The following is a 24753-nucleotide window of genomic DNA, read 5'->3' as shown; positions in this document are numbered from 1 at the left end:
GTAGCAGGAACAACCGACGAACAAAGCTACGGACGTACCTACAACACGGAATGGGAGAATGGAAAAGAAACGCAAGATGCTTTTCCGTATATCAAGTGTCATTTCAAATGGAGTTATATCAATTCCTACGATAAAAAGCGCGGCACGGGTACGGTACAATTATTCATTATCAAAAAGCCGCAAGGCAATATGTTTATTTGTACGATGGTACTCGAAAATTTAGAGCAAATTGTTTACAAAGGCTACGTAGAAGGAACGCTGGATTTGTCGGGGCTACGATAGTTATTCTTTTAGTTGATACTGCAACAACTCACTCACTGCGTCCCCGTCAAAATTTACAATCAACCCGTCGTACAGCCAATACGTCGGGTTTTCTTTGATGGGGAGTCCCAGCACTTCTTTGACATTGGCTTTGGAACTACCAACGGTCAATGCTTCGATAGAGAGTATTTTGCTGATTTTAAGTACTTTAGCATTTGATTTAGACTCTAAAGACAACTCACCGGTTGTAAGGATACCGCTCAGTGTAGTAGTAGGATTAAGGGCAAGTTTGATGGTTGGAGTTGCCGAAATAGCTTTGAAAGTCCCTAAAGGTGGTTTTGTAGAAACAAAAGATTGCGTTGGCGTATTTTTTTCGAGCCATTCTACTACTTCTGAGGCATTCTGAACAAACGCCAATCCTTTTTGTGCCAAGGCAAAGTTGTGCGTTGTCCCAAAACCACTGAGGCGTTGGGCTTCGGCAAAATCGCGGTTGGCTTTTTCCATTTGTTCATTGTGCAAGTAAGCAATCGCCCGAATCGTGAGGGCATTGGACGATAACGATCGCTGACTTTTGAGTTCGTTTATTTTTCCGATGGCCGCTTCATAATTGCCTAATAAATCAAATACACAAGCCAAATTCACACAAGCAGGGGTGTAATCGGGGTCTTTGCGGAGGGCTTCCTCAAAATTTCGTTGAGCCGTTTTAAGCAGTACTTCAATTTTTCGGTCGTTGTCTTCCAAGCCACTACGGGTATTGGGAGTAAATAAACGACTACGACTGTCTAATTCTACCGGATAAATGAACGGCACTTCGTGACGGGCTTTGAGTGAAAGTGCCTGCAAAAGTTGCGCTACGCCAGCGTTATTGAAAATTTCACGACTCGGAAATTTTTTCAATAGCCAATCGAAATGTTGCGTAGCTACCTCATAATTACTTAATTGCAACCATGTGTTGGCGGTTAAAAATACCGCGTAGCCTTCTGTGGCTTGCTGTTCGGCAGCTTTGGCTGATTCGATTCGCTCTTTTTTGGTGGGATAGTTGGGTATTTTATCGGGTCGTTTATAGACATCATAAATTTTGGCGAGGAGTTTTGGGTACGCACCAAAAGGGCGATAACCACTCAAACAGGCATTAAACAGCCCGTCCACATCCGCTTGCGACTCAAAAGCCGAACGGTTGGTATTAGAAGCATTTTTGAGGTTTTGACTGAGTGCTGTACCCCGCACTGCAAAGGCAAATTCCCCGCACCAATCATGCCGCCGATAGAAGTGCGCTAACTCATGGCTCAAAATTACGGCCAAGGCATTGGTAGAATCCTTGCCAAAACTGCGACAAATGTCAATAATCTCTTGATCTAATTTGATGGTAGGACTTGGCGAGGTAAAATATCCCGCAATCAAATCGCTCTTTCCCTGTACTATTATCAATTCCGGCGGATTTCTTGCCTCGCCAAAGGTCAAGGATAGCTTTTGGTACATCTCGCGTACATAATTATTCTGAGCAGGTGCGGAAACACGCATCAGTAAAAATCCAACAAAACATAATAGTTTAAATTTCATAATTATGAAAGTCCCTCTTCATTTCCCCAAATCCTGATGTAAACTCCTTACTTCTTCCCCAAAAAATACCTTCGATTGGCGGTCAAACGCTTCGGTTGAATCGGTAGTATAGAAGGTACGTTGGCCGTTTTTACTGCATTGAGCTTCTATTTCAGGGTGGCGTTGCAAATAATCCGATAGGCTATGAGCTACAATTTCTGCCTGATTAATAATTCGAATATGCGTAGGCAGAAATTGCCTTATTTTCTTGATTAACAGCGGATAATGCGTACAGCCCAACAAAATTGCATCAATTTTCGGCGACTGTTCCAATAGGTGTTCTATGTGTTTTTTGACAAAATAATCCGCACCGTCACTGTCAAATTCTCCATTTTCTATCAGTGGGACCCACATAGGGCAAGCCTCCTGATAGACGTTTACGTTTGGAAAAAACTTTTCAATCTCTACCAAATAGGATTCGGAAGCTACCGTTCCTACCGTGGCAAAAATGCCAATGTGTTGAGATTTCGTAAATGTTCCGACTACTTCCGTCGTCGGTCGAATTACGCCCAAAACACGCCTTTCGGGAGCAATATGAGGCAAATCCAACTGCTGAATATTTCGTAATGCCTTGGCAGAAGCTGTGTTACAGGCCAAAATCACTAAATGACACCCTTTAGAAAACAAATGCTTTACGCACTCCAGCGTGTAATGATAAACTGTATCAAACGAGCGCGTTCCGTAAGGGGCGCGGGCATTATCGCCCAAATAAAGGTAATCGTATTGAGGCAGTTCCTTTACCAATTCTCGCAGAATTGTAAGCCCTCCATACCCCGAATCAAATACGCCAATCGGTCCTGACATCTATGCGATAAAGATTAACATTGCTACTTCATCTTCACTATGGTTACACCAGCACCCCCACGGTCCGGGTTTTCGTCCTGCATTTTTCCTACTTGCTTAAACGACTTAAGGTGATTTCTAACCAATTGGCGCAAAATCCCATCTCCTTTCCCGTGAATAACCCGGAGCTCATCATAACCAAGCATGATGGCATTATTCATAAAATCGTCCAAATCAATCATGGCTTCTTCCCCACGTTTCCCCCGAATATCTAAATTAAAGCTGAAATTCATCATCTTTTCATTGATGTCAATTCCGCCTAATCTCGGTGTCACATTCTTTTCTCCCGTCGCTTCTTTGAACGCTTTTTTAGATACTTTTTCGAGCCTATTCAGTTTTATATTCGATTTCAAATCGCCAATCCTGATTTCGGCATCTTTTCCTTTCAGTGCCAACACCTCCCCTATTGTCGGTTGGCCTTTGATTCTCACAAAACTTCCTATGGTAATTTCCCCCACTTCAGGCAAAAACTCTTCGCGCTCGGGTTCCTGCAAAGGCTGAATTTTCAGTTCTTTTTGTTCAAACTGCTCCAATTCCTGCCGTATTTGCTTCGTAGGTTCCCGTTCGGCTTTCTTTTCTTTGATTTCCCGAATCGTGCTTTCAATTCGTTGATTGGTATCGGCCAGCAGTTGTTTGGCTTTCTGCTTGGCTTCGTTCAGGATTTTCTTTTGGTCATTATCCAATCGCTGTTGCAGAGCCGTCGTTTCGGCCAGTTGCTGAGCCAGTTTGCGCTCTTTAATCCCAATCTCCAGGTTCTTTTCCGAAAAAACCTTTTTCTCAATATCCAACTCTTTTAGCAATTTCTCAAAATTCACCTGTTGCGTGCCCAATTTCCCCTTGGCCCGCTCCACTACAGCCTTTGGCAACCCAATTTTTGACGCAATCTCAAAGGCAAACGAGCTTCCGGGTTTCCCGATTTCAAGTTCATAAAGCGGCTCTAAATGTTCCCCGTCATAACGCATCGCGCCATTAATAAGCCCTTGAGTTTTATCCGCGTAGGTTTTAAGGTTTGTATAGTGCGTATTAATCACTCCATACGCCCCCGATTTGGTGAGATCTTCCAAAATTGCCTCTGCAATCGCGGCCCCCAAGCTTGGCTCTGTCCCAGTTCCAAACTCGTCAATCAAAAACAGGGTTTTTTTCTGAGAAAAATTCAGAAAGTACTTCATGTTGGTTAGGTGACTGCTGTACGTACTGAGGTCATTATCAAGACTCTGTTCATCACCTATATCAATAAATAGATTTTGAAAAAGCCCCACCGTCGAATCTTCCCGCATCGGCACCAACAAACCGCACTGATACATATATTGTACCAATCCGATTGTTTTTAAAGCAACCGATTTCCCACCGGCATTAGGACCCGAAACGACCAAAATCCGCTGATTCTGTTGAAGTTCAATACAGAGCGGAACTACTTTCCTACCTTGTTTTTGAAAAGACAGATACAGAATGGGATGTCGGGCAATTCTCCAATCTATCAGAGGCTGATTAATAAATTTAGGATTGACTGCCCCCAGAAGTGAGGCCAATTTTGCCTTGGCACGAATAAAGTCCACCATTCCCAAAAACTGATAAGCTCTTTGCAAATCAGCTAAATAAGGACGAATTTGATTGGCCAATTGTATCAGTATTCGGTTGATTTCGCGACGTTCAGCGTACTCCAATTCCCGAATCTCATTATTAGCATCCAGTACATCGGCCGGTTCCATAAAAAGCGTCTGCCCCGTAGCCGATTCGTCGTGTACAAATCCTTTGAGTTTGCGTTTATGTTCGGCAGAAATCGGAATCACCATGCGCCCGTTCCGAACCGTAAACGAAACATCTTCGCTTACCCAACCGCTGTTTTTGGCATGTTTGAGGATAGAATCCAGTTTCTTGCGTACGCCTGCCGCCTCAGATACCAATCGACGGCGAATATCGGCCAATTCAGGAGAAGCATTATCTCGGATTTGCCCACGGTCATCAATGATACGGTCAATGGCATCACTTACCGATTTTTCTACCTTTATATTACCCGCCAATTCACGCAGGAACGGAAACCGCCCTTCTTCCTGATCATCTAAAAATTTTAAGATTTGTCGAATGGTGCGCAGTGACAGTTTCAAATCGAAGAATTCATCCAACGAGAGCAACATTCCCTCAATTCGTATTTTTTCGAGGGCCGAAGTAACATCCAAATAATTTTGAGCAGGAAACTCCCCGGCAGTTTCTTCCAAAATCGCCTTCATTTCGGCAGTTTGGCGGGTAAGTTTATCAATCACGGCAAAGTTTTCCGAAAAGCGAATCTTCTGCACAAACGCTTGGCCCAATAAACTAAGGCACAATTCCCTTAATTGTTCACGAATTCGGTCAAAACCTAATTTTTGTTCTATATCTTGCGGGTATAACATTTTATTCTGCGGTCAGCAATTCATAGTCTGTAATATAATAGGAACGAATACAGACTAACGGCTAATGATTTTTTGAATTTGAAAAGTTCCCGTAAAGGTAGTCAGTATGTAAAGAAGAATTGTTAAACCCATTCGTACTACTTAATTTTACGGCCAAAACTCACCCACAAAATCCACTATTGTCTTTTCACGGTGGACTATTAACTAACTCCATGTTCCATATCATCCCCGCAATAGACCTCATCGAAGGCAAATGTGTACGCCTCACCCAAGGCGATTATCGGCAAAAAACAGTTTATAACGAAAATCCGCTCGAAGTAGCCAAACAATTTGAAGACGTTGGCCTCACCCGTCTGCATTTGGTAGATTTAGACGGGGCTAAAGCCAAGAAAGTAATCAATTGGAAAGTGTTGGAAAGAATTACCAATCAAACCCAGCTTCACGTTGATTTTGGCGGAGGTGTACAGTCCGATGATGATTTACGCGTCGTATTTGAATCAGGTGCTAAACAGGTAACGGGCGGAAGCATTGCGGTTAAAAACCCTGATTTATTTGAGAATTGGCTTGCCAATTACGGTGGTGACAAAATTATCTTAGGTGCAGACGCTCGCAACGAACGCGTAGCAGTCAGTGGCTGGGAAGAAGGGACTGAATTATGGGTCTATGATTTTGTCCAAAAATGGGTGGACAAAGGAGCTCAATACGTAATCAGTACCGACGTTGCCAAAGATGGATTATTACAAGGCCCTTCCTTTGATTTATACAAGAATTTGCAGGACCAATGTCCGGAGTTACATATTATTGCCAGCGGCGGCGTAAGTAATTTGGGCGATATTGAAAAATTAGCCGAAATGAATCTATTTGGCGTGATTGTTGGAAAAGCAATTTATGAAGGCAGAGTAACGCTCACTGATTTGATGAAATGGTCGGTGCAGTAACCTATTGATATTATTTTTACTCAGAAATTTTGCTCATTTTTTTATTTAAATCCTGAAAATTAACATGGTCGTCCAAATTTTTCTTGAATTAGTGTAATACAGACAATAATTCGGCAATAAAGAAAATATTCGGAATTATATTTGGTGTTTTCTTTACACTTTAAAAAAAATATGGCAAATATTTGCACAATATTTTTTTTATGTTTTATCTTTGGGACAAGAAACAGACGCAAATTAATTTTCTTCATTAAAATCAACTGGAGGGTATACTATCGAAACACAGCTTTACGTTAACTAATTGTACATACTAAAATGGAAAAGTACCAAGTTAGCGACAGTGAGCTTGTTTCATTGTACATCCAAGGCAGCGAAAAAGCCTTCGAAAAACTTGTTCAGCGTCACAAGTCTAAGATTTACACCACTATTTATTTGATTGTTAAAGATCAGTACGTGGCCGAAGATTTGATGCAGGATAGCTTTGTAAAAGCCGTTGATACCATCAAGTCAGGTAAGTATAACGATGAGGGCAAGTTTTTGCCGTGGATATTGAGAATTGCTCACAATTTGGCTATTGACCATTTTCGGCGTGATAAACGTTACCCGGAAGTAGTGTTTGAAGACGGAAGCAATGTGTTTAATACGTTAGACTTTTCGGAAGACTCTATTGAGTCGCTCCAGATTCGTCAGGAAACGCACGAACACTTACGCGAACTGATTCAACGGTTACCCGAACCTCAGCGTCAGGTGCTCATTATGCGGCACTACGAAGACATGAGTTTTCAGGAAATTGCCGATGCCACAGGAGTGAGTATCAACACGGCTCTGGGGAGAATGCGTTACGCGCTGATCAATTTGCGAAAGCAACTCAGCAACCGCGTTCCTATATATGATACAACTGTTTACCCCAGATGATGTGATTCGGTACGTTTATGAAGAAACCACCGATGATGAAAACATGCTCATTGAAGATGCCTTAATTGGAGATCAAGAGCTATTGGGATTTTATCTCGACGCGCTTGAGATGAAAAGTCTAATGAATAAAATAGAGCGTACGCCTTCCAATGGCGTTGTCTCAAACATTCTGGCGTATTCACAAAATCATAGGAGCAATCAATCGGTCGCGTAATTACGCATTAACCGATTGATTGCTTTTTTTATGACTTGTGATATTCGCGCAAAGTTTCGTTTATGATTTGAAAGCACTTTTCTTTGAGTGTAGTTGTGTCGGCTTGTGTTAACCCAAGGGTTGATAAAGGCTCATGAACAACTGCCCTTAGAGGGTTTCGGTATAAACGCAACTTTCCTTCGTCCGGTAAAATTTTGTAGTTGTTCAGCAATGTTACCGGCACAATCGGTACCTGCTGCTGAATTGCCATCTTAAATGCTCCGTCCATAAACGCGTGCATTTGAGGTGGCTTTTTTGTTCTGATGCCTCCTTCGGGATAAATTACAATGCTCCTTCCCTGCGCTAATGTTTTTATGGCTTTACTGAGCGAACCAACCCGGCTTTGGCTGCTCTCCCGATTGACTTGAATATGTAGTTTTCGGAACATATAACCAAACAGGGGGATATTTTTCACATCATGTTTGCCTACAAAGGCAAAATAGTTATCTAAAACTACCCCCATCACAGCAATATCCAAGTACGAAAAGTGATTGGCACAAAAAACATAAACCTGCTTAGGATCAAGAGAATAACGCTGTTCTATTTCTATTTTAATACCTGCAACAGCGAAAAACAATTTACCCCAAAGTCGGTTTAACCAATGCGCGTAGGGTTTCCATTGTTCACGTTGTAAACAAATATAAACCAATGGAAACAGCAACAGAAAAATTAGAAGTAGCCAGAAAATGCACCAGATTGTATAAATAAGTCTCATTAAAATTTGTCCAATTTATTAACCACGGCTTTCAGTGCGTGGAAATACAAAAGTATTTGCCGAATATTGAACTGTAAAACAACAAAATGATTTTGACAAACTAACTATAATCAACCCTTCCATGAAACGAGTTATTTTTCACCAATTTGGTAAACCATCGGATATTCTGACTGTCGAAGAAGTGACCAAACACTCTCCCGGACCGGACGAAGTACTTATTCGAGTATTAGCCAGCCCCATTAACCCTTCGGATGTTATGTTTGTACAAAACCTGTACGGTATTCGCCCTCAGTTACCTTCAGGTGCAGGATTTGAGGGCGTAGGCATCATAGAAGAAGCGGGGGCCAACGCTAAAATAGCAGTAGGTACGCGAGTCAGTTTTACGGCTATCGGTTCATGGAGTGAATATGTTATCACCAATCACCGAACGCTGATTCCAGTGCCTGATGCGATGACCGATGACGTTGCCGCGCAGTTATTTGTTAACCCTTTTACGGCAGTTGCCATGGTCGAAGAATCGGGAGTCAAAGAAGGTGAATGGCTGATGGTTACGGCGTGTGCTTCCGCATTGGGTAAAATGGTGATTCAAATCTGTAAAATGCGCGGTATTAAAACCATCGGAACAGTACGTCGAAATGATTTGAACGATGAGCTTCAAGCACTTGGCTTAACCGAAGTTATTAATACAGAAGAAGAAAACCTCCCTAAACGCGTACAACATATCACCAAATACGAAGGTGTAAAGGCTGTCTTGGAATGTGTCGGCGGACAAACAGCCGCTGACGCGGTAAAATGCTTGGGTCGTGGCGGTATTATGCTTATTTATGGCTTAATGAGTCTTCAAGACCCTACTGTAAATTTCGGTTTGATGGTTTTTCGTGAGTTGACTCTCAAGGGTTTTTGGCTTACCGACTGGATGAAAAGAACCAATGCCGCCACCCGTCAACACGTTTCGGAAGAAGTATTAACATTACTCTCAACGGGACAGGTACAAATGCCAATTGAAGCTATTTATTCTTTAGAAGATATCAAAAATGCGGTTATCCACGCCGAGGCTCACGGGCGTTGGGGTAAAGTTTTGTTAAAACCCTAACTATTTATTCTTTCTTCTTCAGAAATACCCGAGCATCCTGTGCCGTTTGCTCGGGTATTTCTTCCATAGGTACATGCCCTGCCTTGGAGTACACGATCAGTGTATCGTTGGGTAAATCCTGATGGAACTGTTGTGCAATCTCAACAGGAATGAGTTCATCATATTGTCCCCATTCAATCAACACAGGAACAGTAATGTTATGCATATTTTTCCAGTGGTCATCCATGGTTGTGTTCTGATTAAGGCGTGCTACAAATGCCGTTCTATTTCCCTCTCGTAAGGTCAGTTCCCAATAGCGATTTATCAATTCGGTCGTTACTTTTGAATCATTAACATATACATTTTTAACGCTGCTCTCGGCCATAAACCGAGGAGTAATGTATTTTAGCGCATTTTTCAACACAGGCATTCGAGCTATTCTAAACGCGATGGGAGCGCTTTTAGATTTCATCGGATAGCCTGCTGCATCTATCAAAATCAACCTGTTAACACTTTGAGGATATTTTAAAGTGTACTGCCAAGCTAAAGCTCCTCCTAAGGAATTGCCTGCGATATAGCATTTTTGTACGCCCAGTTTTTGCAAAAAACGATTTAAAAACGAAACATAATAGTCCATTGGATACTCATTGGCGGCATTGGGGCCCGTAAGACCATACGCCGGCAAATCCAGCCGAATAAGTCGAAAATCGTTTTTTAATATATCCGCCCATTTGTCCCACGTATGTAGAGAAGCACCTGTTCCATGAATCAAAACCAATGGGATAGCGTCTTTTTCGACCGTGCCTTCATCACGATAATGAACTTGCAGGCCTTCAATTTCAATAAATTTGGAAGGGCTCGGAGCGTATTTAGCTTTTAATGTATCGAGCAGAATATCACTTTGATAGCCCATTATAAAACCTGCCGCTAATAAGACGACTATACCCAAAAATAGATAGACAATCCTTTTTAATAACTTTCGAAGCATTTCTTTATTCATTTATTCCTTTAAAGTATTGACATAAAACAATATTTTAGCAATAAAATTATATTTTTGTTGAATTTTCTAAAAACCCGACGCTTACTCTTATGAAAACGCCAACCCCTTCTTCTCAAGCAGTTCTGAAAACGTTTGTTGATTATTTATATCATTGGGAAAAAGTCCAACCCGATAAAGTCTTTTTACGCCAACCCTTTGGGGAGGAACTTAAAGACTTTACCTGGGGCGAAGTAGGTGACCAAGTCAGGCGAATCGCTACTTATCTCAACTCCTTGGGCTTACCTCCCAAAAGCAATATCGGATTGGTTTCAAAAAACTGTGCGGAATGGATTATTGCCGATCTGGCCATTATGGTATCAGGTCACGTATCCGTTCCTTTTTATGCAACCCTTACCGCTGAGCAAATCAATCAAGTACTTACGCACAGCGGTTGTTTGGTTTTATTTGTGGGAAAATTAGATGATTGGCAAGGAATGAAAAAAGGAATTCCTTCCCAAGTAAAATGCATCTCATTTCCAATCTATAATCCTGACAAAGAGCATATTCAGTGGAACGACATTCTTGCACAAAATGAACCTTTGCAGGGGACACCTTCGCCTCAACTGAGTGATTTGTTCTCGATTGTTTATACTTCCGGCACAACAGGAAACCCGAAAGGGGTAATGGTTACTTACGAAAGCATAGTTGCTGTTATAGAAAAGACGAAAACAATATTAAAATATGATTTGCCTGAACATCGCTTTTTTTCATTTCTTCCTCTATGCCACATTGCAGAAAGAAATATCATAGAAGCTACAAGTTTAGGGACCGGCGGGACTGTTTACTTTGCTGAATCGCTTGATACTTTCGCTAAAAACTTAGCAACTGCCAGCCCTACCCATTTTTTTGCTGTACCACGGATATGGACTAAATTTCAGTTAGGCATTTTAACAAAAATGTCGCAGAAAAAACTGGATATGCTCTTAAAAATCCCTGTTTTGAGCACTATTGTAAAGAAAAAAATACGTAAAGGTCTTGGGTTGGACGATGCGCAACTCATTTTAACGGCTGCCGCTCCCATGCCCGTTTCGTTGATTCGCTGGTTCAGGCGATTAGGGATTATCATTCAGGAAGCCTACGGCATGACTGAAAATTTGGGAGCAGTTTGTATGATGCCGAAAGATGGAATCAAAGACGGAAGTGTCGGGAAAGTATATCCCGGAGCTGAGGTTAAAATTGCGGAAGGTACAGGTGAAATTCTGACCTGCTCCCCGTGGAATATGCTTGGTTATTATAAAGAACCCGCATTAACTGCCGAAACCATAGATGCAGAAGGCTGGATTCACACAGGCGATGTGGGCGAAATTGACGACGAAGGGTATCTTAAGATTACGGGCCGGGTCAAAGAAATGTACAAAACTTCTAAGGGAGAATACGTGGCTCCCTCCCAAATTGAATTTGGTTTTGCCGACAATAAAATGATTGAGCAAATATGCGTGGTTGGACAAAGCTTACCACAACCGATTGCGTTGGTGGTTTTGTCTGATATGGCAAGAGGCGTGGAACGTGAAAACATCACCCAAAGTCTTACTTCTACCCTTGTTGACTTAAATCCACGCCTTAAATCGTATGAGCGTATTCACAAGATTGTAGTATTGAAAGATACCTGGACGGTGGACAATAATATGCTTACTCCTACCATGAAAACAAAAAGAAACGTCATTGAAAAAAACTACGAATCAAAGATGGAACCTTGGTACGAAGACAAAGACAGGGTAATTTGGGAGTAATCCTTCTATTACTCTACTAAATGGCACGGTTTTGGCTTTCCTTTTCGCAGATTATGCCAATGCCGTGTGAATGTACCATAAAGTCAACATTTTACTTATTGCGCGCTTTCTCCAACTGATTACAATTGTATTGTTGACAGTCGGGGGTGTGTTCGCGCAAACTTGTACCGGCAGTCTTGGCGACCCTGTTGTCAATGTGGCTTTTGGTACGGGAAGTGGCTTTACCAGTCTGCCTACGGCGGCCTCTGGTGCAAGTACCACCTATAATAATGTTTCAAGTGTTTGCCCCAATGATGGAAATTACTCAGTCACCAATTCGACCTCCGGCTGCTTTGGTAACTCTTGGTTTACCTTAACTGAAGACCATACTCCAGGAGATGTAAATGTCCGAATGGCTATTTACAATGCTTCTTATACCGTTGGAGAATTCTACCGACAAACAGTTAGCGGCCTTTGCGGCAGTACTACGTATGAGTTTGCTGCCTGGATGGCCAATATTTTAACTTCCACCGCTTGTAGCAGTGCCGGAATTGACCCAAATTTAACCTTTAGAATTGCATCCCTCAGCGGGACATTATTGGGTTCATACAGTACGGGAAATATTGCAGAATCCAATACTTTAACATGGAAGCAGTACGGCTTTGTCTTTACTACTCCTGCCAGTCAAACGCAGGTAATTTTAAAAATCATTAACAATGCACCGGGCGGTTGTGGCAATGACCTTGCTTTGGATGATATTACCTTTCGTCCTTGTGGCCCTACCATTTCTGTTAATGCTAACCCAGTATTTGTGAAGGCGGCTCAGTGAATTTAAGCGGTTCCATTTCTGCCGGTTATATCAATCCGCAATTTCAGTGGCAGCAAAGCAGTGACAATGGGGTAACTTGGGCGGATATTTCAGGAGCAACCTCACTAAATACTTCTGTTTCGTCAGCCCCTGCCGGAACTAAATATCGACTTTTGGCCGCAGAACAAGGTAATATCGGAATTGGCTATTGCAGAATTGCGTCCAATCCTGTCGCGTTGACGGTATATGCCATCCCTAAATTAACCTTACCCACCACTTCTGCTGTTCCGTTAGAATACTGTGCCGGAACAAGCATAGACCTTACTGATTTTTCATCGGTTCCTGCTTCTACTTTTAGTTGGCAGCTTAACAATACGGCCATTGGACTTAATCAAAACAGCGTCAGCGGACAGGTACCCGTCTTTACGGCTGCCAATGCCGGTAATTCACCCATTACGGGCACTTTTACCGTAATAGGTTCTGCCAACGGCTGTACAAGTCAACCGCAAACTTTTTCGGTCATTATTCATCCCAAACCCGGTGTAAGTTTGGGGACTGACCAAATCCTTTGTGTTGGAAATTCAGCAACTTTAAATGCTGCCGCAAGCGGTGGAACACCCGGTTATACCTATTCTTGGGATAATGGCCTGAATAATAATGCAAGCCAAACTGTTTCGCCAAGTTCTACCACCACTTACAACGTAACTGTCACTGATACCAAAGGTTGTAGAGCAACTGATGACATCAAAGTGACTGTAAACCAACTCCCTACGTTTACCGCTCTTACCAAAACAGACGCCCTGTGCTATGGGCAATCCAATGGAAGTATTACCGTAACCGCCAGTGGAACAGGCCCTTTTCAATATCGTTTGGATAATAATGCGTACCAAAATGGCAATACATTCGCAGTAGCGGCAGGCACTTATACTGTTACCATAAAAGATGCCAAGGGCTGCACTGCTTCCAAAACAATAAACCTCAATCAGCCGAACCCAATGACGGCGGATGTTACGGTTAAAAACGTAAGTTGTTTTGATGGTACCGATGGAGCAATTACAGTCAACGTAAACGGTGGAAAATCTCCCTATTCGTATTCTTGGTCAGACGGCACAACGGGCGGAAACAGCATTGTGGGACGCCCGGCAGGAACTTATACCGTAACCGTCAAAGATGCAAATGGCTGTACCACAACTGCTAAGGCCGTCGTTATTGAACCGATTCAAATCAGCATTACGGGCAATGTGGCCCACGTTACGTGTAACGGCGCAGCAGATGGAAAAATAGATATTACGGCTCAAAGTATTACTTCCATTAAAAGTTACGAGTGGAAAAACAGCAAAGGCACAATCATTGCCACTTCGGAAGACGTTAGTAATTTAAGCGCAGATACCTATACTGTCACAGTCACGGACGCAGATGGTTGTAAACTTTCAACAAATTACACAGTTACACAACCTACCGCTATCAGCGTTTCTGCAACTCCTACAAACACAACCTGTTTTGGTGGAAACGACGGAAAAATTACTGCTTCGGCAAGTGGAGGTACCGGAACGTTACAATATGCGCTTTGCAGCGGAAGTAACTGTACCGGTTTTGGAGCCAACCAAACATCCAACTTATTTTCAAATTTAACGGTTGGTACGTATCGAATTCGTGCTACTGATGCAAACGGCTGTTCAACCATTACGGCTAACATCAGTGTTTCTCAAGCGGCACAATTAGTTGCTTCTCCCTCCAATACATCTCCCGTTTGTGCGGGAATGAACATCACTCTCTCGGCAGCAAATGCAGGAGTAGGCGTAAGTTACGAATGGACAGGGCCCAACGACGGAATAGTTGCCAATACGCAGCAGTTTACCATCAACAACGCACAGGTATTAAACGCAGGCACCTATACCTTACGAGTTTATACGGCAGCCGGCTGTCAAAATACAGCCACAACACTTGTTAAAGTAAATTCCCTTCCCAACGTCAACGCAGGTACTGACCAAACCGTCTGCGAGGGTATAATCGTTACCCTCAATGCAAGTACGTCAGGTGGTTCTTCGCCTTATTCCTATACTTGGAATAACAGCCTTGGAAGCGGTGCTTTAAAAACAACAACTCCTTCTGGTACAACAGATTACATTGTTTCCGTCATTGATGCCAACGGTTGTATAGACAGCGATACGGTTCGTGTAAATGTGATTACTAAACCGCAAACGTTTAACCTCACTGCACCCAATGACGTTACCATTTGTGCAGGCATTAATGGTATTCCCCTGACATTGAGCGGTTCTCAAACGGGGATTTTGTACGAGCTGATTAAAAACAACCTCAATATCGGGCAGGGGAAAATGGGAACTGGAAGTGCCTTAGCTTTAGGAAACTACTTCGGCGGAACCTACCAAGTCAAAGCAACTACCAATACCCTCCCAGCCTGTGCTGTGATGATGACCGGCAGTGTTGCAGTCAACGAATTGCCTCCCATTACGGCTGAACTTCAATCGCTGGACGATACGGTTTGTATCGGTGAAAGCATGCAATACACCGTTGTTACCTCGGGTGGCAGTGGTACAGGCTATACCTACACTTGGCAAGACGGACAAACGGGCAATCCTCGTTCTTTTACAACTACCGAGTACTTATTAGTAGAAGTTACCATCAGCGACAGTCGCGGGTGTACGCTCAAACGGGCCGCCGATTTACGGTCTGTAAAGCCGATTACTATTGACATTACAACCAATCCCAATCCTATTTGTGCAGGTCAGCAAGTGGCAATTAATGCGACAGCAACGGGCGGAACGGGAAATTTAAAATACGAATGGGAAAATGCGAGTACCAATCCCTCAAGAACCGTCTCGCCAAACACAACAACGACTTACAATGTAAAAGTCACCGATTTAAAGGAGGGTTGCTCTACCCAAAAAAGCGTGACGGTGACGGTCAATCCACAACCTACTCCTTTTAATCTCACGGGTGGCGGAGCGTATTGCACAGGCAGTAACGGTGTACCTGTCGGTTTGAGCGGCTCGGAAACAGGCTTTATTTATCAACTCAAACGTAATGGCCAGAAGGTAGGCAGCACGATTGCAGGAACAGGAGCCGCTCTAAATTTTGGAAATCAAAGCGGTGTAGGCACCTATACTGTTGGTGTGTCTTCAAGCACTGTACCTGTTTGCACTGCTACTATGACGGGTAATGTTGTTGTTTCTATTAAAACAAAACCCGAAATTTCGGCTACAGCGTCTCCTTCAACGGTTTGCGTGGGCAAGTCTGTAAATCTCTCAGCTACGCCTGCTATTCCTAGCGCTTTGTATACTTGGTCAGGCCCGAATGGTTTTACAAGTTCAGAGCAAAAACCCATTATTAGTAGTGCAACCACCTCTAACAATGGCACTTATACAGTAATTGTTTCCTTAGACGGCTGTTCGGACACTTCTACTATGGCATTACAAGTTAACCCTACCCCTATCGCAAGTATTACCGGGCCAACCAATCTTTGTAAAGACAATACGATAACCCTGAATGGAAACTCTGGCAATGGCACCTCTCCTTATACGCACAATTGGTAGGTAAGTTCGGGAACCGGTTTATTGACTTTAACGAATAATAACAACGGTACCGCCACCATTACTCCCACGGGAACAGGGACAGCTACGCTTACTTATCAAGTGACAGATGCAAATGGATGCCAATCGCCCCTTGTTAATTACAGCATCGGTATCAATGCCGCTTTGCCTTCCGCTACGGTTTCGGCAGGTGCACCGGTAGGATTCACTTCATTGCTGGGGGTCAGATATCGGGCTTTTAATCGTCCGGCAGAAAAAGAACTTTACTTGGGCATTCCCGACTTAGGGATCCCCCCCCACGCCGTTCTCAAGCTGACGTTACCTGGAAGACAGGCAACAATGATGTTACCTACGAATATGATCCCGCTACTGACCAGCTGAAAGCTACGGTCATCAACAGCGCAGGTACATTTACGCTAACGTATCCAAACGTTGTTTCAGCCATAAACACCTATCGTTCAGGACAAAACAGCTGTGCTATGAATGTCATGCAGCTCATGGTGGGCAGTCAAAACGAACCGACGGGAGCCGTAGCTTTCAACAATGTGATATTAAATGGGGATAATCTCGGCAATTTCAGCGGGGCAGGATTCAACAATTGGACAGTTCGCAACGCAGATTTTGGATTAGGTTTTAAACTCACGGGGACAATCGTTCTCTCAGGCACACAGCCTTCTTCTGCTGAAACAAACAAAATAGAGATTTTGGTGGGCAATGACCAAACGCCGATGGTATTTGGCTGTATGTCGGCCAACGAAGTCTGCGAGGGTCAAAAAAGCACTGTTTCATTTTCCGGTCTTCGACCCAATACAACGTTCAACGTTAAGTATTCCATTGGAGCGGTCGCTAATTTAACAACTTCTGTCACTACGGATAGTCAGGGAAATGGCACATTCTTAACTACATCACTCGCCAATGCTCAAAACGGAGCTACACTCAAAATAGACAGTGTGCAGCGAGCGATTACCGGAGCTTGTTTTCAACCGATTACTACCAATAATACAACAATTCTTACGGTTAACCCGAATCCAATTGTTGCCATTACCACCGCAGAAAACTCAGGATTGGCTACCAATGACGGAGTCCTCTGCGAAGGAGAAGCTGTTACGCTGACGGCAACGGGCGGCGGCACTTACAGTTGGAGTTCAGGGGCTACTTCGTCGGCAATTACGGTTAGTCCTACCGCTTCAACCAACTATTCCGTAACGGTAACGAGTACTAAGGGATGTCAAACAACGGTCTCAAAATTGATTACTGTCCATCCTAAACCTCAACCTACAGCCTCCAATACCGGTCCTGTTTGCGTAGGGGATAAAATCACACTATCAGCAACGGGCGGAACAAGTTACGAATGGGAAAGCCCTTCCAACGCGGTTGTTTCTAATAATTCGACTTTTAGTATTACTAATACGGCAGTTACCAATTCAGGTATTTATTCAGTAAAAGTAACCGATGGAAACGGCTGTTCCCAAATCGCTTCGACCGAGGTAGTGGTGAAAACTCTTCCTATCGCACAAACATCTTCCAACAGCCCCAAATGTGCAGGCCAAACACTTACGTTGAATGCGGCAAATGCAGGGACGGGAGCCATTTTTACGTGGTCTGGGCCCAACGGTTTTTCTCGAACCAATGATCAAAATCCTATTATTGCCAATGCGCAGCCTATTCACAGTGGAAAATATTTGCTGACCGTCACGCAAAACGGATGCAGCAGCACCGATGATGTAGACGTAGTTATTTATGAAAATCCCGTCGCTGAAGCACTCAGCAACAGTCCTGTTTGTGAAGACAGACCGCTTAATTTTACCGCTAAAGACGCAGGAATAGGAGCAAACTATCAATGGCGAAATGCGGCAGGAACGATTGTAAGTACCAATGCCTCATTCACCATCCCTAATGCTTCATTGAGCAACAATGGCAATTATTTTTTGACTGTTACCAAAAACAATTGTTCAAACAGCGATACCATCGAAGTATTGGTAAAACCTGTCCCCAAAGTAACAATCAATAAGATAACTCAGTTGTGTGCAGGAGGGACCATTCAATTTTATTCTGAAACAAGCCCCGGTGCCACCCGATATGAATGGTCGGGTCCTAATGGTTTTACATCACCGGACCAAAATCCCAAAATTGAAAACAGCACGCCCGACGCTACGGGTATTTATGAAGTAATCGCGAGTTTGAATGGTTGTCGTGACACCTCGCGGATACAGGTGACGGTAAACCCTAAACCAATAGCTGTAGCCTCGGCTTCACAACCTGTTTGCGAAAGTGGGACGGTTACTCTGACAGCCGCAAATGCAGGCACCGGAGCTCAATATGAACGGCGAAATGCCGCAGGAACGATTGTCGGTACAAGTCCATCCTTTGTGATTCAAAATGCAACCCTAAGTAATGCTGGAATTTACAAACTCAAAGTTACTCTCGGCTTGTGCAGCAGCGAAGACACGGCTTTGGTTATCGTCTATCCCAAACCCAAACTTACGATTGTCGGTGCTTCCTGTGCCCCTAATTTAAAATCTTACTCGGTCAGTTTAACAGCGGAAGGGGGCGAAGTAACCGCCTCTGACGGGATTCTCACAAGATTAACCACTACTTCTTACAGTATTTCAAACATTCTACCGACTGTCAATCCGCTGATTATCACCGTTACTTCGGATAAAGGATGTTCCGTAACTCAAAACATACTGGCCCCCAATTGCTCTTGTCCCCAAGTTACTGCACCTGTGAGCAGCGGAAACAAACAAGTCTGTGCAGGCCAACCGCTTCCTACTTTGACGACAAGCGTAGGAGCAAATGAAACGGTAGATTGGTACGAGACGGCTTCAGGAGGAACCCCGATCCTGAACGGAAGTACAAATTTCACCCCTCTGGCTGCCGGAACTTATTATGCTCAAACACGTAACCTTGTTCACGATTGTGTGAGCAACTCACGTACGGCTGTTACCCTCACTACTATTCCGCTTCCCCGTCTTGTCATTGATTCGACCGTCTGCGGACAGGATTTATCAAATTTCGTGATTTGGCTAACTACCGAAACCTCGGCGGTAAGCGTTTCAGCATCAGAGGGCACAGCTGTTAATTTTGGCAATGGCCGCTACGAAATCATCGCAATTAATCCAGCAGGGACTCCAACAGTAACTGTTACAGTAACCAATTTAGCGGGTTGTGAGCAAAAAATCATAGTGACCAAGCCGAATTGCCTATGTCCGGATTTAGATGCTCCCAAAAATAGCGGAGATAAAGAAATTTGCGAGAATGCTCCAATTCCAACCCTGAACGTAACCGTTGGCCCCAACGAAACCGTTGATTGGTACGATGCACCAAGCGGCGGCACTAAAATAGCCACTACCACTCTGCAATTTACCCCAACGGAAACATCAGCAGACACTTATATATTTTATGCCGAAACTCGTCGTACCGACATTACGGTACGTACCTGCGTGAGCAATACCCGTATTGCCGTAAAACTCACCATCAAGCCTTTACCCGTTGTCAATGCAACATCCAACAGCGCACTTTGCCAAGGAGAAGATTTGCAGTTGGAGACAACAGCCAATGCGGGTGCGACCTATCAATGGACGGGTCCAAATGGCTTTAATTCACTGCAAAGAAGTCCGCTTCGAACCAATGCTCAGCCGAGTATGTCAGGGGATTACATCGTGACGGTTACCTTGAACGGCTGTGTTTCAAAAGACACAACGACTGTTTTGATAAAACCACTCCCTGTGGTTAATGCTGCGGGGGTCATTGTTTGCGAAAACAGTCCTTTTACATTGAGTGCAAATGCAGTTGCCAATGCAACCTACGAATGGAAAAACCCAACCAATCAGGTAGTTTCTACCAATGCATCATTCAGTATTCCGCATCCTCTAATGCAGGCACGTATAAAGTCAAAATTACGGTTGACGGATGCAGCCAAACAGATACGGCTAATGTGATTGTTAAGCCACTACCTTTGGCACAAGCCTTGGCTAATTCCCCTGTTTGTGCCAACGATACCCTTACCCTCACAGCGGCGGATGCGGGCATTGGAGCAACTTATGTTATGGTTGGAAAAACCCCGCAGGGATTCAGATTGGCAATCAGGCCAAGTTTACTAAACCGCACTCTTTAACCACTGACTCTGGCAAGTATGTTTTAACGGTTACCAAAAGCGGTTGCTCCGCTATCGATACCATTGCTGTTTTAGTAAAGCCTTTACCTACGTTTACAATTGGCAGCAACAGCCCTCTTTGTTTTGGGGATACCATTAAATTATTCACGAACAATCCACCCGCAAGAGCCACTTTTGAATGGTCGGGAGCCAATGATTTTGTGAGTTTTCAACAAAACCCTTTCATTGCGTCCGCACGTCCGGCTTTAAGCGGTTTGTATCAAGTAACCGTTACATTGAATGGATGTGTAAAAACCGATACCCTGACGTTTAAAGTAAATCCGTTGCCGGTAGCCCAAATTTTATCCAATACACCGGTTTGCGAAGATGATACACTGCACTTTACGGCCGAAAATGCCGGTATAGGAGCAAGTTACGAATGGCGTAAAATAGGTGGAAATATCGTTGGTAACAGTCAGCAGTTTACCGTCAACCATTCTCAGTTAAGCAATTCGGGTAAGTACATTCTTAAAGTTACCCTCAACAATTGCGTCAATTATGATACGGTTGAGGTAGCTGTTAAAAAGCGCCCCCTCTTTACGTTAAGCAGCAATTCACCCGTTTGTGAAGGCGATACCTTACGCTTTTTTGCAAAAGGAGCACCCGCAGGAACTGCGTTTGTCTGGTCAGGGCCGCAACAATTTGTGGCAATAGATTCGGTTGCCATTCGTCCCAAAGCTGCACTTGGCATGGCAGGGCTTTATGAACTGACCGCCACTCTGAACGGCTGTACACTTACCGATACGATTCGGGTTGCTGTCAAATCCTTGCCTACTGTCAATGCCGTTTCCAACAGCCCCGTTTGCGAGGGCGAAACGCTGGAGTTATCCACAACTAACGTGAATAATGCAACTTATGTGTGGAAAAACCCGAATGGAAACATCATCAGCAATAGTTCACTCCCGATAGCTATCGGGATTACGGTTAACAGTTTACAATTAAGTGCAGGGGGTAATTATTCGGTTTTGGTCACGCTGAACGGCTGCAAAAATTCGGATACTGTCAACGTTCAGGTGAAACCAAAACCTACTTTCAGCATTGATTCGGCTATTTGCACTTCTTCGTTGAAATTTTATACTGTTTATGGTAAATCCAACGGCAACGTAAGTGCATTGCAGGGAACAGTAGTTCAAACCGGTACTATTTTTACAGTAAGCGGAATCACAATAGGAACAAAAGCAGTATTTACTTTCACAAAAAACAACTGCGACACTACATTTGAAATCAATTCGCCCAATTGCCAATGTCCGAGCCTTACCCCTACCGTAAATCCTGAGAGTCAGACCATTTGCAGCGGCGACACCCTGCAAACACTTCATGCAGTCGTAAGCACAGGTGCAACAGCCGAATGGTACGATTCACCTACGGGAGGAAATCTATTGGCATCAGGAACGCTTACTTTCAAGCCTTCTTCGGCGGGGAAATTATACGTGCAAGCACGCGTGGAAGCGTCGGGCTGTTTGAGCATAACACGAGCCGTTTCTGAGGTTATTATCAACCCAATCCCATCCTTTACTGCTGCCACCGTGGGTACCTCTTGCAACGGTTTAGTAGCTCGTAAAGATGGAAAGCTACAAATTACTGACATTATCAACGGCAAAAAATACGACTTTTCAGTTGGCAGCACTTATACGGGTAATAAAACCTATGTCTCGGCAAAATTCATTCCTGCCAATGGATTGCTGACTGATACGCTATCCAACCCGGTCATTAGTCGTGATTATACGGTACGGATTTTTGATTCTACAGGATGTTTTACTGATCGCGTAGCTACCCTGCTTCACCGTGATTGTATCTGTCCTACTCCTCCTTTTGTGGTTCCCGAAAGCCAAAGCGTTTGTGACGGCGACACGCTGCGAACCATTCGCGGATTTGTGGAGCCGGGTATTACGGTAGATTGGTACGACGAACAGGGAAATCTGCTCAAAAAAGGCTCTGTTTTCTTCAAACCGACACAGGCAGGCATTTATTATGCCGAGGCTCGCGATACAGTATCGGGCTGTAAAGGCCTGAAGAGAGTGCCATCGTATGCTTTTATCAATCGTCATCCATCGTTTCAGGCAGTAGTCACACGAGGTACTTGCAACGGTACCGAAGTAGTGGCAAATGCTAAAATCACCTTGCTGGAAGTCAAAAACGGGAAACGCTACGATTATAATTTAGGCAAAACGTACGCAGGAAATAAAACCTACGATAGCGCGACTGACATTCCTGCAAACGGGATTGTTATGAAAAATTTAGCGAATCCAGCCGCCATAGCATTTTACAGTTTTCGGGTATTTGACTCTACGGTTTGCTTTACCGATTCAGTAGTAACGTTTGAACCAAGAATCTATGAGTGTCCGCGTCCACCGTTTGTTGTGCCGGAAAGTCAAGCTATTTGTAGTGGTGATACGTTGCGTACAGTGAAAGGATTTGTGGATTCAGGCGTTACCGTAGACTGGTATGACGCGCCAACAGGCGGCAATTTGCTCAAAAAAGGCTCTATTTTCTTCAAACCGACTCAAGCCGGTGTGTTTTACGCTGAAGCTCGGGATACAACTAATAACTGTAAAGGAATTGTCCGAGTACCGTCTTACGCTTTTGTTAATGAGCTTCCTACTTTTGAGTTGGAGTCACAAAAGTCAACCTGCCTTGATTTTGTTGCCCAAAATAATGGCCTGATTCGACTTAAAAACCTCAAAAACGGCACCAAATATGATTTCTCAGCTGGTCCCGGTTATACAGGTGACAAAACATTTGATACGGCCAAAGAAATACCGGCCGACAGCGTTTTATTCAATCTGGTTCCTAACCCCGTTTCAAGTCAAACCTATACCGTCCGAATTTTTGGAGAGCCGCATTGCTTTACGGATAAGACCATCACGATTAGTCCTGTAGATTGTGGTTGCCAAACTCCATCTTTCGATGTGGTTGTTACGCGCGGCACCTGCAACGGAACCGAAATTTTGGCTGATGCAAAAATAACGTTGGTAGCCATTAAAAACGGCAAACGGTACGATTACACCAAAAACAGGATTTATACCGGTGGCAAAACCTATAACAACGCTACCAAGATTCCAACCAACGGAATTATTCTGGCCAACTTAGCCAATCCTGCCACAACAGAGTTTTATACGGTTCGGGTGTTTGATTCAACAGGCTGTTTCACAGATTCGACCATTGCTTTTGAGCCGCGCATTTGTGAATGCCCTCGCCCGCCGTTTGTCGTACCCGAAAGTCAGGCTGTATGCAGCGGCGATACCCTACGCACCGTCAAAGCGTTTGTGGATTCGGGCATTACTGTGGATTGGTATGACGCGCCAACGGGTGGGAATCTGCTCAAGAAAGGCAACATTTTTTTCAAACCCTGTCAGGCAGGCGTTTATTATGCCGAAGCTCGTGACACAACAACCAACTGCAAAGGAACTATTCGTGTACCGTCATACGCTTTTGTCAACGATTTACCCACGTTTACTTTAAGCGTAGAAGCGCCTTCCTGTTTGCAAAATACACCCCAAAATGATGGCAAGATTCAGGTTAAAAACCTCAGGAACGGAACCAAATACGACGTAACCATTGGAAATAGCTACACGGGCAATAAGACATTTGACTCGGCTTTGGAAGTGCCAACGGACAGTATTTTAGCTAAAAACATCAGCAATTCTGCAGTAGGTCAAACCTACACGGTACGAATTTTCGGCGCACCTCATTGCTTTACTGATCAAATTGTTACCATTGCTCCAACAAATTGCAGTTGTAAAAACCCATCTTTTGACTTGGTCGTCACACGTGGCACCTGCAACGGTACGGAAGTGTTACCCGATGCGAAAATTACGTTGTTGGAATTAAAAAATGGCACGCGTTTCGATTACAACAAAGGCAAAACCTACGCCGGAAACAAAACGTACGATAATGCTGCTGCAATTCCTTCCGATGGAATTGTTTTGAAAAATTTGGCGAATCCTGCCGCTACGGAGTTTTACACATTCAGAGTCTTTGACATATCAGGCTGCTTTACCGATTCTGTCGTCGCATTCGAGCCGCGCATTTGTGAGTGTCCGCGTCCGCCGTTTGTGGTACCCGAAAGTCAGGCTGTTTGCGAAGGCGATACCCTGCGGACCGTGAAAGGATTTGTAGATTCGGGCGTTACTGTAGACTGGTATGATGCACCTACAGGCGGCAATTTGCTCAAAAAAGGCTCTATTTTCTTCAAACCAAATCAAGGTGGTGTTTATTATGCCGAAGCTCGGGATACCACTACTAATTGTAAAGGAACTGTTCGGGTACCTTCGTATGCTTTTGTCAATGAACTGCCAAGCTTTCAGCTTGTAGTTACGCGCGGCACCTGCAACGGTATAGAAGTATTACCCGATGCAAAAATTACGTTGTTGGAATTAAAAAATGGCAAATAGGGTGATTGCATCAAGTGTTAAGTTGGTTTAACAGGGTTTTAAGGTAAGCATCGTCGCGAGCGGCTTTCTTTCGCTTACGAGCCAAACTCATTTCAGTCGGCTCTCGCTTTAAG

The 24753-nt window shown here is 43.9% G+C and carries 16 protein-coding genes; 11 read left to right on the top strand and 5 right to left on the bottom strand.

Features of this window, described 5'->3' with window-relative positions:
• The coding region (locus Q0081_RS23645) for a hypothetical protein (protein WP_298359578.1) at nt 1–282 on the top strand (282 nt) is incomplete at its 5' end.
• Here the strand turns inward: Q0081_RS23645 and Q0081_RS23640 are convergent.
• Genes Q0081_RS23640 through Q0081_RS23630 form a run of 3 tightly spaced genes read right to left on the bottom strand, consistent with a single transcriptional unit; the run spans nt 283 to nt 5093 of the window.
• A complete protein-coding gene (locus Q0081_RS23640; protein WP_298359574.1) occupies nt 283–1821 on the bottom strand; it encodes a hypothetical protein in 1539 nt (512 codons plus the stop codon).
• A gap of 18 nt (nt 1822–1839) precedes the next feature.
• On the bottom strand, nt 1840–2664 hold the full coding sequence (gene murI, locus Q0081_RS23635; RefSeq protein ID WP_298359571.1) for a glutamate racemase: 825 nt from the start codon (nt 2662–2664) through the stop codon (nt 1840–1842).
• Nucleotides 2665–2687: 23 nt separating this feature from the next.
• Complete coding sequence (locus tag Q0081_RS23630; protein ID WP_298359568.1) at nt 2688–5093, bottom strand: endonuclease MutS2; 2406 nt, start codon at nt 5091–5093, stop codon at nt 2688–2690.
• A 212-nt stretch (nt 5094–5305) separates the two neighbouring features.
• On the opposite strand from Q0081_RS23630, the gene hisA reads away from it, so the two are divergent.
• From hisA to Q0081_RS23615, 3 genes are all read left to right on the top strand, one after another.
• Nucleotides 5306–6031 carry a 1-(5-phosphoribosyl)-5-[(5-phosphoribosylamino)methylideneamino]imidazole-4-carboxamide isomerase gene (hisA, locus tag Q0081_RS23625; RefSeq protein ID WP_298359565.1) on the top strand — a complete coding sequence of 242 codons (726 nt, stop codon included), beginning with the start codon at nt 5306–5308 and terminating at the stop codon, nt 6029–6031.
• Between the two features lie 312 nt (nt 6032–6343).
• A complete protein-coding gene (locus tag Q0081_RS23620; protein WP_298359562.1) occupies nt 6344–6943 on the top strand; it encodes an RNA polymerase sigma factor in 600 nt (199 codons plus the stop codon).
• The gene (locus tag Q0081_RS23615) at nt 6918–7157 is read left to right on the top strand and encodes a hypothetical protein (protein WP_298359559.1); all 240 of its coding nucleotides are present in this window, start codon (nt 6918–6920) and stop codon (nt 7155–7157) included. Before Q0081_RS23620 ends, Q0081_RS23615 begins: the two co-directional genes overlap by 26 nt.
• A 28-nt stretch (nt 7158–7185) precedes the next feature.
• Here the strand turns inward: Q0081_RS23615 and Q0081_RS23610 are convergent, their stop codons facing one another.
• A complete protein-coding gene (locus tag Q0081_RS23610) occupies nt 7186–7911 on the bottom strand; it encodes a 1-acyl-sn-glycerol-3-phosphate acyltransferase (RefSeq protein WP_298359556.1) in 726 nt (241 codons plus the stop codon).
• 121 nt (nt 7912–8032) lie between these two features.
• On the opposite strand from Q0081_RS23610, the gene Q0081_RS23605 reads away from it, so the two are divergent.
• Nucleotides 8033–9004 (top strand): zinc-dependent alcohol dehydrogenase family protein, encoded by a 972-nt coding sequence (locus Q0081_RS23605; RefSeq protein ID WP_298359553.1) that lies wholly within the window; start codon nt 8033–8035, stop codon nt 9002–9004.
• 4 nt (nt 9005–9008) lie between these two features.
• Here Q0081_RS23605 and Q0081_RS23600 read toward each other — a convergent pair whose 3' ends face one another.
• Nucleotides 9009–9971 carry an alpha/beta fold hydrolase gene (locus tag Q0081_RS23600; RefSeq protein ID WP_298359551.1) on the bottom strand — a complete coding sequence of 321 codons (963 nt, stop codon included), beginning with the start codon at nt 9969–9971 and terminating at the stop codon, nt 9009–9011.
• A 101-nt stretch (nt 9972–10072) separates the two neighbouring features.
• On the opposite strand from Q0081_RS23600, the gene Q0081_RS23595 reads away from it, so the two are divergent.
• From Q0081_RS23595 to Q0081_RS23570, 6 genes are all read left to right on the top strand, one after another.
• Complete coding sequence (locus tag Q0081_RS23595; protein WP_298359548.1) at nt 10073–11752, top strand: AMP-binding protein; 1680 nt, start codon at nt 10073–10075, stop codon at nt 11750–11752.
• 148 nt (nt 11753–11900) lie between these two features.
• Nucleotides 11901–12560: a hypothetical protein gene (locus Q0081_RS23590; protein ID WP_298359545.1), complete on the top strand. Its 660-nt coding sequence runs from the start codon at nt 11901–11903 to the stop codon at nt 12558–12560.
• Entirely contained in the window at nt 12557–16093 is a 3537-nt protein-coding gene (locus Q0081_RS23585; RefSeq protein ID WP_298359542.1) for a hypothetical protein, read from the top strand. Before Q0081_RS23590 ends, Q0081_RS23585 begins: the two co-directional genes overlap by 4 nt.
• Nucleotides 16094–16114: 21 nt before the next feature.
• Entirely contained in the window at nt 16115–16471 is a 357-nt protein-coding gene (locus Q0081_RS23580) for a hypothetical protein (protein ID WP_298359539.1), read from the top strand.
• Between the two features lie 98 nt (nt 16472–16569).
• Nucleotides 16570–20031: a hypothetical protein gene (locus tag Q0081_RS23575; protein WP_298359536.1), complete on the top strand. Its 3462-nt coding sequence runs from the start codon at nt 16570–16572 to the stop codon at nt 20029–20031.
• A gap of 46 nt (nt 20032–20077) precedes the next feature.
• Nucleotides 20078–24640, top strand: coding sequence for a hypothetical protein (locus Q0081_RS23570; protein ID WP_298359533.1), 4563 nt, complete (start codon nt 20078–20080; stop codon nt 24638–24640).
• Nucleotides 24641–24753: the final 113 nt, after the last annotated feature.

This window comes from Runella sp. (assembly GCF_027484545.1).
GTDB lineage: Bacteria > Bacteroidota > Bacteroidia > Cytophagales > Spirosomataceae > Runella.
The sequence above is the reverse complement of the archived record's forward strand: the minus strand, read 5'-3'. Positions and strand labels throughout refer to the sequence as shown.

Bases quoted from the DNA above. Each gene is read 5' to 3' on its own strand.
- Q0081_RS23640 (WP_298359574.1), bottom strand. From the start codon at position 1,821: ATGAAATTTAAACTATTATGTTTTGTTGGATTTTTACTGATGCGTGTT.
- Q0081_RS23630 (WP_298359568.1), bottom strand. From the start codon at position 5,093: ATGTTATACCCGCAAGATATAGAACAAAAATTAGGTTTTGACCGAATT.
- murI (WP_298359571.1), bottom strand. From the start codon at position 2,664: ATGTCAGGACCGATTGGCGTATTTGATTCGGGGTATGGAGGGCTTACA.
- Q0081_RS23605 (WP_298359553.1), top strand. From the start codon at position 8,033: ATGAAACGAGTTATTTTTCACCAATTTGGTAAACCATCGGATATTCTG.
- Q0081_RS23620 (WP_298359562.1), top strand. From the start codon at position 6,344: ATGGAAAAGTACCAAGTTAGCGACAGTGAGCTTGTTTCATTGTACATC.
- Q0081_RS23595 (WP_298359548.1), top strand. From the start codon at position 10,073: ATGAAAACGCCAACCCCTTCTTCTCAAGCAGTTCTGAAAACGTTTGTT.
- Q0081_RS23575 (WP_298359536.1), top strand. From the start codon at position 16,570: ATGAATGTCATGCAGCTCATGGTGGGCAGTCAAAACGAACCGACGGGA.
- Q0081_RS23615 (WP_298359559.1), top strand. From the start codon at position 6,918: ATGATACAACTGTTTACCCCAGATGATGTGATTCGGTACGTTTATGAA.
- hisA (WP_298359565.1), top strand. From the start codon at position 5,306: ATGTTCCATATCATCCCCGCAATAGACCTCATCGAAGGCAAATGTGTA.
- Q0081_RS23600 (WP_298359551.1), bottom strand. From the start codon at position 9,971: ATGCTTCGAAAGTTATTAAAAAGGATTGTCTATCTATTTTTGGGTATA.
- Q0081_RS23610 (WP_298359556.1), bottom strand. From the start codon at position 7,911: ATGAGACTTATTTATACAATCTGGTGCATTTTCTGGCTACTTCTAATT.